Below are 15,146 nucleotides of genomic sequence, written 5' to 3' on the forward strand. Positions count from 1 at the left end.
CAACCCACGAAAGGCCGGGGGGCTGAAGGAGCCTTTCCTCGCATCTGACGCGGCGAAGGGCGCTTTCACCGCGTGTGATGCGGTGAAAGCGCCCTTCAGCAGAACGACACTGAGCCTCGCCAGCGGCGATAGGGACCCGGCCACGACCGCCGCTCTCCGCCGGCCACCCACCAAGTGACGCGAAAGCCACTTTCAGGACACCAGACGTCGCGAAAGTGGCTTCCGCGACATCATTTCCGACAGGATTCCTCGTGAGTGGCAAGGGCGGTTCTAACCGTCCTTGCCACTCACGAGACCGGGGCGGCTACGCGAGGGTTTCCGCGACTTTCGTGAGCGTCGCGGCATCGCCCCGCAGGAGCAGGGTGGTCACCACGGTCTCCTCCCACGCCGCGAGTTCGTCGCGGATCTTCTCCGGCGGACCGATCAGCGACGTGTCCTCAACCAGCGACGTCGGGATCGCGGCCGTCGCCTCGTCCTTGCGGCCTGCCAGGTACAGCTCCTGCACCTTGTCGGCGACGTCCTCGTACCCCATCCGCGCGAAGACGTCGTGGTGGAAGTTGACCGATTTCGCGCCCATACCGCCGATGTAGAGCGCGAGCGACGGTTTGATCCAGCTCGCGGCCTCTTCGACGTCGTCGTGGACGAGCACCGGCACGGACGCGGCGACCTCGAAGTCGCCGAAACCGCGCCGCGCGCCGGGCCGCGAGAAGCCTTCCTCCAACGCCGTCCGGTAGAAGGCGTCGCTCTTGGGCGAGAAGAACAACGGGAGCCAGCCGTCGCAGATCTCCGCCGACAGCGCCACGTTCTTCGGCCCCTCCGCGGCGAGGAAGATCGGGATCTCCTTGCGGAACGGGTGCACTGTGGACTTCAACGGTTTGCCGAGCCCGGTGCCGCCCTGCAACGGAAGCTGGAAATGCTGCCCGTCGTGGGTCACCGGCGCCTCGCGCGCGACGACCTTCCGCACGATGTCGACGTACTCGCGGGTGCGGGCGAGCGGTTTCGGATACGGCTGCCCGTACCAGCCTTCGACCACCTGCGGCCCGGACGCGCCGAGCCCGAGCACGAACCGGCCACCGGACAGATGATCCAGCGTCAGCGCGTGCATCGCGGTGGCGGTCGGGGTGCGCGCCGACATCTGGACGATGTTGGTGCCGAGCTTGATCCGGCTGGTCGACGCGCCCCACCAGGCGAGCGGGGTGAACGCGTCCGAGCCGTAACCCTCGGCGGTCCACACCGAATCGAAGCCGAGTTCTTCGGCCCGCAGGATCGCGTCCAGCGCGCCCTCGGGCGGGCCGGAGGACCAGTAACCGAGGTGGTAACCAAGCTTCATCGAGGCTCCTCGTCAGACGTTCGGTGAGTAGTGCTCGGGCTTGCCCCGCTCCGAAAGCGGCGGAAGGTTCCTCGCGGGAGTCTCGACCAACGGCGCGTCCGGGGCCAGCTCGCCACGCTCGCGGCGCCAGCCCGCCCTGGCGCGCGGGTGGTAGCGACGATCGCGCGGGACCAGCTTGAACGCCGCGTTGATCAGCTTCCCCACGCGGCGGTGCCGCCGTTCGTCGCGTTCGGTCCAGGTGTAGCCGAGCCGCTCGCGGATCGGCGGGTCGTACAGCCCGACCGTCAGCCAGACGAAGTTCCGCGCCACCTGCCCGCGCACGAGGTTCCACGCGAAATCCGGCAGCCAGGGCAGGAAATGCGGTTTGGCGATGTCCTGGATCTCGAGGACGTCGCGGGTCGCCTTGTTGTCCTCCAAGACGTCCTCGCACATACGCTTCCAGTACAGCTGGAAGTCCTCCCACGATTCCGGCACCGGGCGCATGCTCATCCCGTACATCTCGTACCACCGCACGTGCTCGTCGAACAGTTTCCGCTTCTCGGCCTCGCCGATGCCGCCGCAGAAGTTGTCGGCGATGAGGATCGCGCTCACGAAGAACGTCGAATGCGCCCAGTAGAAGGTGTCCGGGTTGAGCGCGTGATAGCGCCGCCCGTGTTTGTCGACGCCCTTGATCCGATCGTGGTAGCCGCGCACCTCCAGCGCGGTCTGCCGCGCCCGCGGACCGTCGTAGATCACTCCCCCGATCGGGTACAGCGAACGGAACAGCCGCTGCCAGCGTTCCTCGAAGAACCGCGAGTGCTCTTCGACGCCCGCGCCCAGCTCGGGGTGCATGTTCTGCATGGATCCGGCCCAGAGCGCGATGAGCAGCCCGCGCCAGTCGCCGAAGTACTTCCAGGTCAGCGAATCCGGTCCCAGCGGGCGTGGCTGCGTCATCCCCGGTCTCCTCAGTGAGCTGGTTAAATTGACCACAACTGTTGTCAGGTTAAGGTTGACAACGGCCGTAGTCAACAAGAGGAGCCGATCATGGCCGGCCGGAGCTGGGCAGGCACGACCCTGGACGACCGCAAGGCCGCGAGGCGGGGACAACTGGTCGACGCGGGCCTCGACCTGCTCGGCACCCAGGGCAGCGCGGGGGTGAGCGTCCGCGCGGTGTGCCGCCAAGCCAAGCTGACGGAGCGGTATTTCTACGAGAGCTTCGCCGACCGCGAGGAACTGGTCGTCGCGGTCTACGAGCATATCGGCGAGCAGGCGCGGCAGGCGCTGGTCGACGCGGTCAGCGACACGGCCGAACCCGCCGAACGGGCGAAGGCCGCGGTCCGCGCGTTCGTCGAATTGATGCTCGACGACCCGCGCAAGGGCCGCGTTCTCCTGCTCGCGCCGATCACCGATCCCGCGCTGACCACGCGCGGGATCGCGCTCCTCCCCTCGTTCGCCGATCTGGTCAGCGGACAGCTGTCCCACGGCGACGCGGCCGAACGGCAGATGACCTCGATCGGGCTGGTGGGCGCGCTGAGCAACGTGTTCATCGCCTACCTCGACGGCTCGCTCAAGGTGAGCCGCGAGCGCCTGATCGACCATTGCGTCCGCCTCGTGCTCGGCGCCGACCGTCAGCCCTGACCGCGTTCGGCGACCAGCTGCAGGGCGATGTCGATGATCATGTCCTCCTGCCCGCCCACGTACTTCGCGGCGCCGACGCGGTAGAGGATCTCGTGCGCCGGGACGCCGTAGCGTTCCGCCGCGCGTTCGGCGTGCAGCAGGAAACTCGAGTACACCCCGGCGAATCCCTGCACGATCGACGACCGGTCCATCACCGGCAGCCGCGTGATGTAGGGCTTCACGACGTTCTCCGCCGCGTCCATCAGCACGTCCTTGTCGACGCCCGTGCGGATCCCGAGCCGCTCGAAGGTCGCCGCGAGGACCTCGGTCGGCGAATTGCCCGCGCCCGCGCCGAGCGCCACGAGCGAACCGTCGATCTGCCGCGCGCCCGCCCGGTAGGCGAGTACCGAGTTCGCGACGCCGAAGCTCAGGTTCTGGTGCCCGTGGTAACCGACCTGCGCCTCGTCCCCGAACTCCGCCACCAGCGCGGCGACGCGTTCACCGGCGTCTTCCAGGATCAGCGCCCCGGCGGAGTCGACGACGTAGACGCACTGGCACCCGGCGTCCACCATGATCCGGCCCTGTTCGGCCAGCGCCTCGGGCGTGGACATATGGGACAGCATCAGGAAACCGACCGTCTCCAGCCCGAGCTCGCGCGCCGCGCCGAAATGCTGCACCGAGACGTCGGCCTCGGTGCAATGGGTCGCGATCCGGACCGCGCCGGCGCCGAGGTCCGCGGCCACCCGCAGGTCGCCGACCGTGCCGAGTCCCGGCAGCAGCAGCACCGCGATCTTCGCGTGCCGTGCCTCGTCGACCGCCGCCTCGATCAGTTTCCGTTCGTCCACAAGGGAAAAGCCGTAGTTGAACGTCGAGCCGCCGAGTCCGTCGCCGTGGCTGACCTCGATCAGCGAGACCCCGGCGTCGTCCAGCGCCCGGACGGTGTCGCGCACGTTCTTCTCGGTGAACTGATGCGCCATCGCGTGGCTGCCGTCGCGCAGACTCGTGTCGACCAGCCGGACCTCACGGTTCACGTCGTCCCAGCTCATGCCGCCACCTCCTGAGTGGCCAGCAGATCGCCGACGCGGGCGGCCGCGGCCGTCATGATGTCGAGGTTCCCGGCGTACTTCGGCAGGAAGTCCCCGTTCCCGGCGACCTCCAGGAACACCGCGACCCGCGCCTGCCCGCTCCACCCCGGCCGGGGCGGGTCGTACTGCGGATCCGCTTTGAGCGTGTAACCCGGCACGTAACCCTGGACGGTCTCGACCATCCGGTGGATGGATTCGCTCACCTCGTCGAAGTCCGCGTCCGGGTCGATCGCGCAGAACACGGTGTCGCGCATGATCATCGGCGGTTCGACCGGATTGATGATGATGATCGCCTTGCCGCGGCTCGCTCCCCCGACCAGTTCGATGCCGCGTGCCGTCGTCGCGGTGAACTCGTCGATGTTCGCCCGCGTGCCAGGCCCGGCCGAACGCGACGAGACGGACGCGACGATCTCCGCGTAGGGCACCGGCGTCACCCGCGACACCGCGTGCACGATCGGGATCGTGGCCTGGCCGCCGCAGGTGATGAGGTTGACGTTGGGCACGTCGAGCCGTTCGGGCAGACCCACCGCGGGGCAGGTGAACGGGCCGACCGCGGCCGGGGTCAGGTCGATCGCGCGGATCCCGGCGGTGGCGTACCGCGGCGCGTTCGCCAGATGCGCCTTCGCCGAAGTCGCCTCGAAGACCAGGTCCGGCAGCTCGTCCCGCGACAGCAGCCAGTCGACACCTCCGGCGGAGGTCTCCAGTCCCAGTTCCGCGGCCTTGGCCAGCCCGTCGGAGTCCGGGTCCACGCCGACCATGTACCGCACCTCGACGTGCTCGCTGCGCCTCAGCTTCGCGAGCAGGTCGGTGCCGATGTTCCCGGGACCGACGATCGCGGCCACCGCTTTCCGTTGCGCCATGCCAGGTGACGCTCCCCGAGCGGATAGGGCACACTCAACCCATGCGTGCCGCTGGGCGGAACGACGACCCGGAACGAACCGGAGCGGACGGCCTCGTCGCCGCCCGGATCTCCGCGCTGCTCTCCGCCTTCCGCCCCGGCGACGACGCGCTCGGCGTCTCCGAGCTGGCGCGGCGGACCGGGCTGGCGAAATCGACCGTCCACCGGCTCACCGGGCATCTGGTCGCGACCGGTCTGCTCGAACGCGAGGGCGCGGCGTTGCGGCTCGGGCTCAAGCTGTTCGAGATCGGCCAGCTGGCGGTCCGGCGCCGGGGGCTCGTCGAGGCGGCGCGGCCGTATCTCGCCGATCTGCGCGAGGCGACCCGCAACACCGTGCACCTGGCGGTCCTGGAAGGCACCGAGGTCGTCTATCTCGACATCCTGCGGGGGCCCGACGCGCCGTCGCTGCCATCCCGGATCGGCGGCCGGTTCCCCGCGCACGCCACCGGCGTCGGCAAGGCGATCCTCGCCTTCTCCCCGGAATCCGTTGTGACACAAGTGATCGACGCCGGTCTGCCCCGCGTCAGCGTGCGGACGATCACCGCCGCCGGCCTGTTGCGGCGTCAGCTGGCCAAGATCCACGGTGAAGGAATCGCGTTCGAACGAGAGGAGTCCGGCGTCGGCGTCGTCTGCGCCGCGAGCCCGCTGCTCGACGCGCACGGTGTCGCGGTGGCGGCGTTGTCGATCTCCGGCTGGGCGAATCGCATGCACACCAACCGCGTCGCACCTGCGGTGCGGACCGCCGCTCTGGCACTTTCCCGCACCCTGTGAGGCTTTTACGCGACGAGCCCGCGGCGGGCCAGTTCCGGCCGCACGCCTTCCCCGAACCAGTACGCCTCTTCGAGATGCGGGTATCCGGACAGGACGAACTCCTCGATGCCGTGCGCGTGGTACTCCTCGATGAGATCGGCCACCTCGCCGTGGCTGCCGACGAGCGCGGTGCCCGCTCCGCCGCGGACCAGCCCGATCCCGGCCCACAGGTTGGGGTACACCTCCAGGCCGCGGACTCCGCCGTCGGTCTTCCCGCCGTGCAGGGCGGCCATTCGCCGCTGCCCCACGGATTCGCTGGCGGACAACTGCTTCTGGGTGTGGGCGATCCGCTCCGGGTCGATCGCGTCCAGCAGCTTTCCCGCCTCCGCCCAGGCTTCCGCCGACGTATCACGGGAAAGGGTGTGCAGCCTGATGCCGAAGCGGATCTTCCGGCCTTGCTCGTCCGCGAGTTCGCGGACCTTGGCGATCTTCTCGGCGACCTGCGCGGGCGGCTCGCCCCAGGTCAGGTAGACGTCGGCGTGCCTCGCCGCGACCGGCAGCGCCGCCGCGGACGACCCGCCGAAGTAGATCGGCGGGACCGGATCGGGCGCGGCGCGCGTGGTCGCGCCCTCGACTTTGAGGTGCTCGCCGTCGAAATCGAACGGCTTGCCGCTCCACACGCCGCGCACGATCTCGAGGAACTCGCCGGTGCGGGCGTAACGCTGATCGTGGTCGTGCCAGTCGCCGAAGCGGCGCTGTTCGACCGCGTCGCCGCCGGTGACGACGTTGAGCAGCACGCGCCCCCGCGAGATCCGCTGGAACGTGCCTGCCATCTGCGCGGCCAGCGTCGGCGAGATCGTCCCCGGCCGGAACGCGACCAGGAACTTGAGGCTTCTCGTCTCGCGGATCAGCGCGGCCGTCGTCAGCCAGGCGTCCTCGCACCAGGTGCCGGTCGGCGTCAGCACACCTTCGAAACCGTTGGCCTCGGCGGCGCGGGCGACCTGCGCGAGATAGTCGAGGCTCGGCTCGCGGCCGGCGGACGCCCCGGCGGCGCGGTTGGCGTGGAAGTGCTCGACGATCGTCCGGCCGTCCCCGGTGGTGGGCAGGAACCAATGCAGCTTGAGCGTCACGGTTCCGAGCTTCGGCTTCCGGGGCGGGCCGGGTCAATCGGCGGGCACCGCGTCCCGCGATCTGGACACCTCCTCCCCGCTTTTATCGAGGGGCAAGTCGAAGGTGCCGTGCCTGGGTGCGCCTCAGTGGTCAGTCCGGTCGTCGGGCGCCCGCACGGCTCCGCTCAGGTTGCGAAAGTGGCTTTCGCAACGTTGAAGGTTGCGAAAGTGGCTTTCGCAACACGCCACGACAGCAGGTTCCGGACCCGACTTGCGGATTTACCCGGCGCACAGTGTCCACAAGGGACAGCGTGCGCCGATCGCACGTCCGGTTGACGCCATGATGTCCGGTTCTCGCGTGGGTCGTGAGTGGCAAAGAGGGTTAGAACGATCATTACCACTCACGACCCCCTCCCACACGGATGGTGGATTTCCGTCCTTTATGGACAGTTGTGCGGGCATGTCAGGTCCCGCAGGCGAGCCCTCGGCACGCAACGCGCCACGCTTGCCTTACCCCTCAACAAATCCTCTGAATGCGGTCAGCCGCCGAACATCAGCCGCCATTCCTCCAGCGACTTCGGCCGGAACACAAAGTTCGTGTCCTTGACCCGTGACAGGTTCGCCGACGGCTCGGCGGAGTACTGGTGCCCCGGATAGACGACCGGATCCCCGTCCAGCCCGGCCAGCCATTGCAGGCTCCGGTAGATGGCTTCCGCGTCACCGCCCGGGAAATCGGTGCGGCCACAGCCTTCGAGGAACAACGTGTCCCCGGAGACGAGCTTCCCGTCGACCAGGAAGCACTGGCTGCCCGGGGTGTGGCCCGGCGTGTGCAGCAGCCGGATCGGCACCGCGCCGACCTGCAGTACCTCGTCGTGTTCGTGCGAACGCAGGTCGGTGCCGGAGACACCGGTGGTGCGGCGGACCCATTCGGCTTCGGCGCCGTTGACGTGGATCGGCACCTGCACGCGCTCCAGCAGCTCCGCGATCCCCGGCAGCGAGAACCCCATCATCTCGCCGCCGACGTGGTCGGGATGGTGATGCGTGGCGAGGACACCGGTGAGCCGCATACCGTCGGCCTCCAGCAGGTCCAGCAGATCGCCGACGGCGTACGCCGGGTCGACGAGCACGGCCTCGTTCGTCTCCCGGTCGCCGATCAGGTAGGCGAAGTTGACCATCTGCGTCGCGATCGGATCCCCCACCGCGAAGTCGCGGCCCGCGAGCAACTGCCGGAAGTACAGCCTGTCAACCATGGCGCCTACCTTACGGCGCTACTCCCCCGTGGTTCCGTCGGCCAGCTCCCGCAAGACGTCCAGATGCCCGACGTGACGCGCGGTCTCCTGGAGCACGTGGGCGAGCACCCACCGCACGGTGAACTTCCCCGACCTGCGCGCCCGGTCGTCCGGCGAGACATCGGCCAGCGACGACTCCGACAACACCCATTCGGCGCGGTACGCCTCGACGACCGAGCGGGGGTCGTCATCCTCGGACAGATCCCAGCTCGGATCCGGTGAGCCTTCCCACAGCGAAGGCAGATCGGCGCCGCCCGCCTCGATCGAGAGCCACCAGCGCTCCACCGCGGTCAGATGTTTGAGCAGCCCCAGCGCGCTCGTCCGCGGGGACGACGGCAGCGGTGTCGCGGACGCCTGTTCCCTGGTCAGCCCGGCGACCTTGTTGACCGCGGTGGCGCGGAGGAAGCGCAGGAAGTCCCACTGGATCCCGGCTTCGTCCTCGGCGATCCCGTCCGGCCAAGCCCGCTCCACCGGCTCGGCGGAACTCGAACTCGTGTTCGACATGCGGTCACCTTACACAGCTGGCAGGACTAGGCTCACGATCCATGTGGTGGGGATTGCTTTGCGCGTTCTTCGCGGCCTGTGCCTACGGTGTCGCTTCGGTGATGCAGGCGATCGCCGCGAAAGCGACATCGGGCGCCGAAGACCGAGTCGATCCCCGGCTGCTCGTGCGGGTGCTGCGGCAGTGGAAGTTCGTCGCGGGGCTGGCGCTGGACGTCATCGGGTTCGTCGCCCAGGTCGCCGCCCTGCGGGTGCTGCCGCTGTTCGTGGTCCAGGCGGCGCTGGCGGGCAGTCTCGCGGTGACCGCGGTCGCCGCGCGGGCACTCGGCGTCCGGCTGGGCCGTCGCGAGTGGACGGCGGTCGCGGTCGTCTGCGCCGGGCTCGCGTTGCTCGGGATGTCGGCGGAGAGCGAGGGCTCGGAGCCGACCGGACTGGGTTTCCGGCTCGTACTGATCGGCGCGGTGGCCGTCCTCGGGACGGCCGGGATGCTCGCCGGCCGCGCGGCACGGCGGATCCGGACACCGGCGCTGGGCCTGATCGCAGGCCTGTGCTTCGGTGTCGTCGCGCTTTCCGGCCGCGCGCTCACCAGTCTCGCCCCGCTGGATCTGCTGACCGACCCGGCCACGTACACGCTGGCTGTGGCGGGCGCGCTGGCGATGTTGTTCTACGCCACCGCGTTGCAACGCGGCAGTGTCACCACCTCGACCGCGATGATGGTGATCGGCGAGACCGTCTTCCCGTCCCTGATCGGCGTGCTCGTGCTGGGCGACACCACGAGGCCGGGTTTCGCGGCCGTGGCGGCGATCGGGTTCGTGCTCGCGGTTTCGGCCGCGCTCGCGCTGGCCCGTTTCGGCGAGCCCGCGCCGATCGAGCCGGTCAGCGCGCCGCTCGGCTGACCCCGCGCCGGGACACCAGCAGCCAGGCCAGGTACAGCCCGCCGATCGCGCCGGTCACCAGCCCGACGGGCAGGCCCGCCAGGAACTGCTGGGTGACCAGATCGCTCGCCACCAGCAGGAGCATGCCCATCAGCGCGGCGGCGGCCAGCCCTGGTCCCGAAGAGCGGGTGAGCCGCTTCGACAGCTGAGGCGCGGCAAGGGCGAGGAACGCGATCGGGCCGGCGGCCGCCGTCGCGATCGAACACAGCCCGACACTCACACCGAGCAGCACGACCCGGCTCCGCTGGACCGGCACGCCCAGCCCCATGGCCGAATCGTCGCCCATCTCCAGCAGCGAAAGCCTTCTGCCGTAGACGAACGCGGGCGGCAGGAGGACGGCGATGGCGATCGCGACCGGGACGACGTGTTCCCAGCCGCGTCCGTTGAGCCCGCCGACCAGCCAAGCCTGTGCCGCGAGGCCGTCCTGCCAGGCGGCCCTGGTGATCAGATAGGAGTTGAACGCGATGAGCATCGCGTTCACGCCGATGCCGACGAGGATCAGCCGGAAGGTGTGCACGCCGCCTTTCAGCGCGAGCAACGCGATCAACGCCGCCGTCACGACGCCGCCGACCAGCGCGCCCAGCGACACCTGGAGCATGCCGCCGTGCACCACGATGATCGTCAGCAGCGCGCCCGCCGCCGCGCCTTCGGTGAAGCCGATGAAGTCGGGGCTGCCCAAGGGATTCCCGGACAGGCTCTGCAGGATCGCGCCGCTGACCGCGAGCGCGCCGCCGACCAGCAGGGCGGTCAGCAGCCGGGGCAGCCGCAGGGTGGTCACGATGAACTCGGTGCTCCGGTCGCCTAAACCGAACAGCGTCTGGATGACCTCGCCGACGGACAGCGGGTAGTCGCCCGTGGTCATGCTGACCGCGCCGACGAAGAACACGGCGACGGCCAGCAGGGTGACGACGATCGCCGCCCGCGGGGTGACGCGCAGGGAAAGGCCGCCGCCCGGGGTGCGCAGGACGCGGGTGCTCATCCGTGGGTGCTCCTTGATCGCTGTCACAGGCGGGCCAGCTTCCGGCGGCGGCAGAGCGCGATGAATACCGGCGCCCCGAGGAACGCGACGACGATCCCCGCCTGCAGTTCCTCCGGCGGGTTCAGCACGCGGCCGACGACGTCGGCGCCGATCAGCGCGATCGGCGCGAGCAGCATCGAGTACGGCAGCACCCAGCGCTGATCCGGGCCGACCAGCATCCGCGCGGCGTGTGGCACGGCGAGCCCGAGGAACAGGACCGGTCCGATCGCCGCGGTACCCGCGCCGCAGAGCAGCATCACCACGACGGCGCCCAGCACCCGGGTGCGGCCGACGTGGGCGCCGAGCGCCTTGCCGGTCTGGTCGCCGAGCGCGAGGACGTTGAGCGGTCGGGCGAGCAGCAGCGCGATGATCACGCCGAGCCCGACGAACGGCGAGATCTGCAGGAACACGTCCCATTTGCGGCCGCTGAGCGAACCGACGTTCCAGAACCGGAACTGGTTGAACGTCTCCGGCATCAGCAGCAGCACACCGACGATGTACGCCTGCAGCACCGCCATCACGGCCGAACCGGCGAGCACGAGCCGGTCCGGCGTGGCGCTGCGGCCCGCCGAGCCGAGGACGTACACGACGACCGAAGCGATCGCGGCGCCGGCGAAGGCGAACCAGATGTAGCCGAGCACGCTGGTGACGCCGACGAACGCGATACCCGAAACGACGGCGGCCGCGGCGCCGGTGTTGACGCCGAGGAGGCCGGGGTCGGCGAGCGGGTTCCTGGTGAGCGCCTGCATCACCGCGCCCGCGAGCCCGAGCGCCGCTCCGACGACCAGGCCCAGCAGCGTCCGCGGGATGCGGAGGTCGTGGATGATCACCGCGTCGGTCGAGCCGTCGTTGTGCCACAGCACCGACCAGGTGGAGGTGAACGGGATGTTCTTCGACCCCACCCAGATGCTCAGCAGGAACACCAGCGCCAGCAGGGCGAGCCCCACCAGCAGACCGCCGGCGCGGAACGTCCGTGCCGCCGCGCTGGGCGGGGACGCCGCTTCGGGCGGGCGTTCGGTGACGACCACGGGACCTCCTTTGAGTGAGGCGAGGCTAACCGAACGCCGGAGTTCACCTCAACGAGCTACCTACTTAGACTAGCCTTACCTTCCCCACCACGATCGGAGGCGCCGGTGACCGCAGCGGCCACCACCAGCCGAAGCGTCCTGCGCCAGGCGATTTCCGGGCAGCGACGGCAGGTCACGCTCGCGTCCGTGCTCGCCGCCGGGCACCAGGGCGGTGAAGCACTCGTCCCGGTGATCATCGGCGTGGTGATCGACCAGGCGGTCGACGGCGGTTCCGCGGGCACGCTCGTGCTCTGGCTCGCCGTGCTCGCCGTGGTCTTCGCGGGACTGTCCTACAGCTACCGGTTCGCCGCGCGCGCGGCCGAAGGCGCGTCGCTGCGGGCCGCGCACGACCTCCGCATCGCGATCAGCCGCCGGGTCCTGCATCCCGGCGGCGGCGCGGAGAACGGCAAGCTGGCCGGCGAATTGGTCAACATCGGCACCAGCGACGCGCAACGCGTCGGGGTGGTGAACGCGGTGCTGCCGTTCGGGATCGCGGCGCTGGCCGGGGTCCTGGTCAGCGCGGTCGCCCTCCTGCGCATCTCGCTTCCGCTGGGTCTCCTCGTGCTGCTGGGCACACCACCGCTGCTGTACCTCGCACATCTCATCGGGAAGCCGCTGGAACGCCGCAGCGAAGCGGAACAGGAGCGGTCCGCGCACGCCTCGGGGGTCGCCACGGATCTGGTCTCCGGGTTGCGGGTGCTCAAGGGCATCGGCGCCGAACCGGCCGCCGTCGCCCGCTACCGCGACACGAGCCAGAACTCGCTCAAGGCGACGTTGCGCGCCGCGCGGGCGAAGGCCTGGCACGACGGCGCGGTGCTCGCGCTGACCGGCGTCTTCATCGCGATCGTCGCGCTCGTCGGCGGGCATCTCGCGTCGTCGGGGTCGATCAGCGTCGGCGATCTCGTCGCGGCCGTCGGGCTCGCCCAGTTCCTGCTCACCCCGTTCCTGATCTTCTCGTGGGTCAACGGCGAGCTGGCGCAGGGCCGCGCGTCCGCGTCCCGGGTCGCCGACCTGCTGACCACGCCGGCCGCGGTGGAACCCGGCGACGCCGGGCTCCCGTCGCCGGCCGCGGGAGACGTCCGGCTCACCGAGGTCTCCTACGGCAGCCTCCGCGGCGTCGACCTCGACATCCCGGCCGGACAGCTGATCGGCGTCGTCGCCGCGGATCCGGCCGCCGCGACCGATCTGCTCGACTGCCTCGGCCGCGCGGGCGATCCCGCCGAGGGCGCGGTCCACGTCGACGGCGTGGATCTGTCCACTGTGGACCCCGAACGGGTACGGGAGGTCGTCCTGGTCGCGGCGCACGACGCGGACCTGTTCGAAGGGACGCTCGCGGACAACGTCGGCGCCGGGGACCGCTCGCCCGACGAGGCGCTGGCCGCGTCGGCGGCGGACGAGGTCGCGGCGGCGCTGCCGGACGGCACCGCGACCGCGGTCACCGAACGCGGACGTTCCCTCTCCGGCGGTCAGCGGCAACGGGTCGCGCTCGCCCGCGCGCTCGCCGCGGACGCGCCGGTGCTCGTCGTCCACGACCCGACGACGGCGGTCGACACGGTGACCGAGGCGAAGATCGCCACCGGGCTCGCCCGGCTACGACGAGGACGGACCACGATCCTGGTGACCACGAGCCCCGCACTGCTCGCCGTGGCGGACCGCGTCGTCGTGCTCGACGGCGGCCGCATCACCGGCGAAGGCGGCCACGCCGAACTCGTCCGCGATCGCGCCGACTACCGCGCGGCGGTGCTGTCATGACCCGCGAACTCCTTCCCACCGCCGACGGCAAGCGGATCCGGGCGGTCCTCGGCGAGCTGCTCCGCACCTCGAAGGCCCGTGCCGCGGGCGCGCTCACGATGCTCGTCGGCGCCACCGCGATCGGGCTGCTCACCGCCCGCCTGCTCGGCCACATCGTCGACCTGGTCATCGAGAAACGGCCCGCGACCGAACTGGCGACACCGGTGGTGGCCCTGGTCCTGGTCGCCGTCGCGCAGGCGATCGCGACGGCGCTGGGTGTCTCGCTCACCGCGAAGCTCGGCGAAACCCTGCTGGCGGAACTGCGCGAACGGTTCGTCGACCGCGCGCTGGGACTTCCGCTGGAGCAGATCGAACGCGCGGGCTCCGGCGACCTGACCGCCCGCGTCACCAACGACGTCACGGTGGTCGCGAGGGCGGTCCGCGAAGCCCTTCCCGAACTCGGCCGCTCGGTGCTCACCATCGTGCTGACCCTCGGCGCGCTCGCCGTCCTGGACTGGCGGTTCCTGCTCGCCGCGCTGCTGGCGGCGCCGATCCAGCTGCACACCGTGCGCTGGTACGTCCGCAACGCCGTGCCGTTGTACGCGAAGCAGCGGATCGCGACGGGTTCGCAGCAGCAGCAACTGCTCGACACGATCGGCGGCGCGAAGACCGTCCGCGCGTTCCGGCTCGCCGACGCCCACGTGGAGCGCGTCCGGCAGCGGTCCGAGGGCGCGATGGACCTGATGCTGCGCGGCGTCCGGCTGATGACGAAGTTCTTCGCCCGGCTCAACCTCGCCGAGTTCATCGGTCTCTCGGCCGTGCTCGCGGCCGGTTTCCTGCTGGTGGGCGCCGACGCGGTGACCGTCGGCGCGGCGACGGCCGCTGCGTTGTACTTCCACAGCCTGTTCGGCCCGATCAACACCGCGCTGGCATTGGTGGACGACGCGCAAGCGGCCGCCGCGAGCCTCGCCCGGCTGATCGGTGTCGCCGACCTGCCGGCACCGCGCGAACCCGGCCGGCCCGCGAAACCGGTTGACGCGTCGGTGAAAGCCGCCGGGATCTCTCATTCCTATGTGGATGGACACCCGGTGCTGCGGGACGTCGACCTCGCCCTCTCCCCCGGTGAGCGGGTCGCGCTGGTCGGGGCGAGCGGGGCCGGGAAGACGACGCTCGCCAAGCTGATCGCCGGGATCCACACCCCGGCTTCGGGCACGATCTCCGTCGGCGGGGTCCCGCTCGACGAGCTCGGACCGTCCGCCACGCGGCGGGCGGTCGCGCTGATCAGCCAGGAGGTGCACGTCTTCGCCGGTTCGCTGGCGGACGACCTGCGCCTGGCCCGTCCGGCCGCTTCCGACACGGACCTGTTGGCAGCGCTGGAAAAAGTCGGCGCACGCGGCTGGACGGAGGCACTGAGCGAGGGGCTCGCGACCGTCGTCGGCGAGGGCGGGCACCAGCTGACCGTCACCCAGGCGCAGCAGCTGGCACTGGCCAGGCTGGTGCTCGCGGATCCGCCGATCGCGATCCTCGACGAGGCCACCGCGGAAGCCGGGAGCGCGGGCGCGAAGACCCTCGAAGCAGCCGCGGCCGCCGCCTTGGAAGGGCGGACCGGTCTGGTCGTCGCGCACCGGCTGACGCAGGCGGCGGCCTCGGACCGCGTCGTCGTGCTCGACGCGGGCGTGATCGTCGAAAGCGGGACGCACGACGAACTCGTGGCCTCGGGTGGTCAATACGCAACGCTTTGGGCGGCGTGGTCCGACAACCGTTCACAGACGTGACCCGGGACGCAGCGTCACCGGTTGCAATCGGCCCGTCTGCGTCTTAGGTTAGCCAAACCTGA

Annotated in this window: 14 protein-coding genes; 5 read left to right on the forward strand and 9 right to left on the reverse strand. The window is 70.4% G+C overall.

Features of this window, described 5'->3' with window-relative positions; all coding sequences use genetic code 11:
- Positions 1 to 304: 304 nt before the first annotated feature.
- Positions 305 to 1,330: an LLM class F420-dependent oxidoreductase gene (locus ACFWIW_RS16850; RefSeq protein WP_378369281.1), complete on the reverse strand. Its 1,026-nt coding sequence runs from the start codon at positions 1,328 to 1,330 to the stop codon at positions 305 to 307.
- Between the two features lie 12 nt (positions 1,331 to 1,342).
- Complete coding sequence (locus tag ACFWIW_RS16855) at positions 1,343 to 2,263, reverse strand: oxygenase MpaB family protein (RefSeq protein ID WP_378369282.1); 921 nt, start codon at positions 2,261 to 2,263, stop codon at positions 1,343 to 1,345.
- Positions 2,264 to 2,353: 90 nt separating this feature from the next.
- Here ACFWIW_RS16855 and ACFWIW_RS16860 point away from each other — a divergent pair, with 90 nt between their 5' ends.
- Entirely contained in the window at positions 2,354 to 2,947 is a 594-nt protein-coding gene (locus tag ACFWIW_RS16860; RefSeq protein ID WP_378369283.1) for a TetR/AcrR family transcriptional regulator, read from the forward strand.
- On the opposite strand, the gene dmpG is transcribed toward ACFWIW_RS16860, so the two are convergent.
- Complete coding sequence (gene dmpG, locus ACFWIW_RS16865; protein ID WP_378369284.1) at positions 2,938 to 3,972, reverse strand: 4-hydroxy-2-oxovalerate aldolase; 1,035 nt, start codon at positions 3,970 to 3,972, stop codon at positions 2,938 to 2,940. The two genes, ACFWIW_RS16860 and dmpG, sit on opposite strands and share 10 nt — an antisense overlap.
- Positions 3,969 to 4,871, reverse strand: a complete 903-nt coding sequence (locus ACFWIW_RS16870; RefSeq protein ID WP_378369285.1) for an acetaldehyde dehydrogenase (acetylating) — start codon at positions 4,869 to 4,871, stop codon at positions 3,969 to 3,971. Before ACFWIW_RS16870 ends, dmpG begins: the two co-directional genes overlap by 4 nt.
- A 41-nt stretch (positions 4,872 to 4,912) precedes the next feature.
- Between ACFWIW_RS16870 and ACFWIW_RS16875 the strand changes: the two genes are divergently transcribed.
- The gene (locus ACFWIW_RS16875) at positions 4,913 to 5,680 is read left to right on the forward strand and encodes an IclR family transcriptional regulator (RefSeq protein WP_378369286.1); all 768 of its coding nucleotides are present in this window, start codon (positions 4,913 to 4,915) and stop codon (positions 5,678 to 5,680) included.
- Positions 5,681 to 5,685: 5 nt separating this feature from the next.
- On the opposite strand, the gene ACFWIW_RS16880 is transcribed toward ACFWIW_RS16875, so the two are convergent.
- The 3 genes from ACFWIW_RS16880 to ACFWIW_RS16890 all read right to left on the reverse strand — a co-directional run bounded on the left by ACFWIW_RS16880 (position 5,686) and on the right by ACFWIW_RS16890 (position 8,561).
- On the reverse strand, positions 5,686 to 6,789 hold the full coding sequence (locus ACFWIW_RS16880) for an LLM class flavin-dependent oxidoreductase (protein ID WP_378369287.1): 1,104 nt from the start codon (positions 6,787 to 6,789) through the stop codon (positions 5,686 to 5,688).
- A 518-nt stretch (positions 6,790 to 7,307) separates the two neighbouring features.
- Positions 7,308 to 8,018 carry an MBL fold metallo-hydrolase gene (locus ACFWIW_RS16885; RefSeq protein ID WP_378369288.1) on the reverse strand — a complete coding sequence of 237 codons (711 nt, stop codon included), beginning with the start codon at positions 8,016 to 8,018 and terminating at the stop codon, positions 7,308 to 7,310.
- Positions 8,019 to 8,036: 18 nt separating this feature from the next.
- Positions 8,037 to 8,561, reverse strand: coding sequence for a DinB family protein (locus tag ACFWIW_RS16890; protein ID WP_378369289.1), 525 nt, complete (start codon positions 8,559 to 8,561; stop codon positions 8,037 to 8,039).
- Between the two features lie 41 nt (positions 8,562 to 8,602).
- On the opposite strand from ACFWIW_RS16890, the gene ACFWIW_RS16895 reads away from it, so the two are divergent.
- Positions 8,603 to 9,454, forward strand: coding sequence for a DMT family transporter (locus ACFWIW_RS16895; RefSeq protein ID WP_378369290.1), 852 nt, complete (start codon positions 8,603 to 8,605; stop codon positions 9,452 to 9,454).
- Here ACFWIW_RS16895 and ACFWIW_RS16900 read toward each other — a convergent pair.
- Complete coding sequence (locus ACFWIW_RS16900) at positions 9,435 to 10,472, reverse strand: FecCD family ABC transporter permease (RefSeq protein WP_378369291.1); 1,038 nt, start codon at positions 10,470 to 10,472, stop codon at positions 9,435 to 9,437. The genes ACFWIW_RS16895 and ACFWIW_RS16900 overlap by 20 nt on opposite strands.
- Before the next feature lie 23 nt (positions 10,473 to 10,495).
- Positions 10,496 to 11,539: a FecCD family ABC transporter permease gene (locus ACFWIW_RS16905; RefSeq protein ID WP_378369292.1), complete on the reverse strand. Its 1,044-nt coding sequence runs from the start codon at positions 11,537 to 11,539 to the stop codon at positions 10,496 to 10,498.
- Between the two features lie 105 nt (positions 11,540 to 11,644).
- On the opposite strand from ACFWIW_RS16905, the gene ACFWIW_RS16910 reads away from it, so the two are divergent.
- Both ACFWIW_RS16910 and ACFWIW_RS16915 read left to right on the forward strand, forming a co-directional pair.
- Positions 11,645 to 13,330: an ABC transporter ATP-binding protein gene (locus ACFWIW_RS16910; protein ID WP_378369293.1), complete on the forward strand. Its 1,686-nt coding sequence runs from the start codon at positions 11,645 to 11,647 to the stop codon at positions 13,328 to 13,330.
- On the forward strand, positions 13,327 to 15,084 hold the full coding sequence (locus ACFWIW_RS16915) for an ABC transporter ATP-binding protein (protein ID WP_378369294.1): 1,758 nt from the start codon (positions 13,327 to 13,329) through the stop codon (positions 15,082 to 15,084). Before ACFWIW_RS16910 ends, ACFWIW_RS16915 begins: the two co-directional genes overlap by 4 nt.
- The last annotated feature ends 62 nt before the right edge of the window (positions 15,085 to 15,146 follow it).

This window comes from Amycolatopsis sp. NPDC058340, from assembly GCF_042723975.1.
In the GTDB taxonomy this organism is placed as follows: Bacteria; Actinomycetota; Actinomycetes; order Mycobacteriales; family Pseudonocardiaceae; genus Amycolatopsis.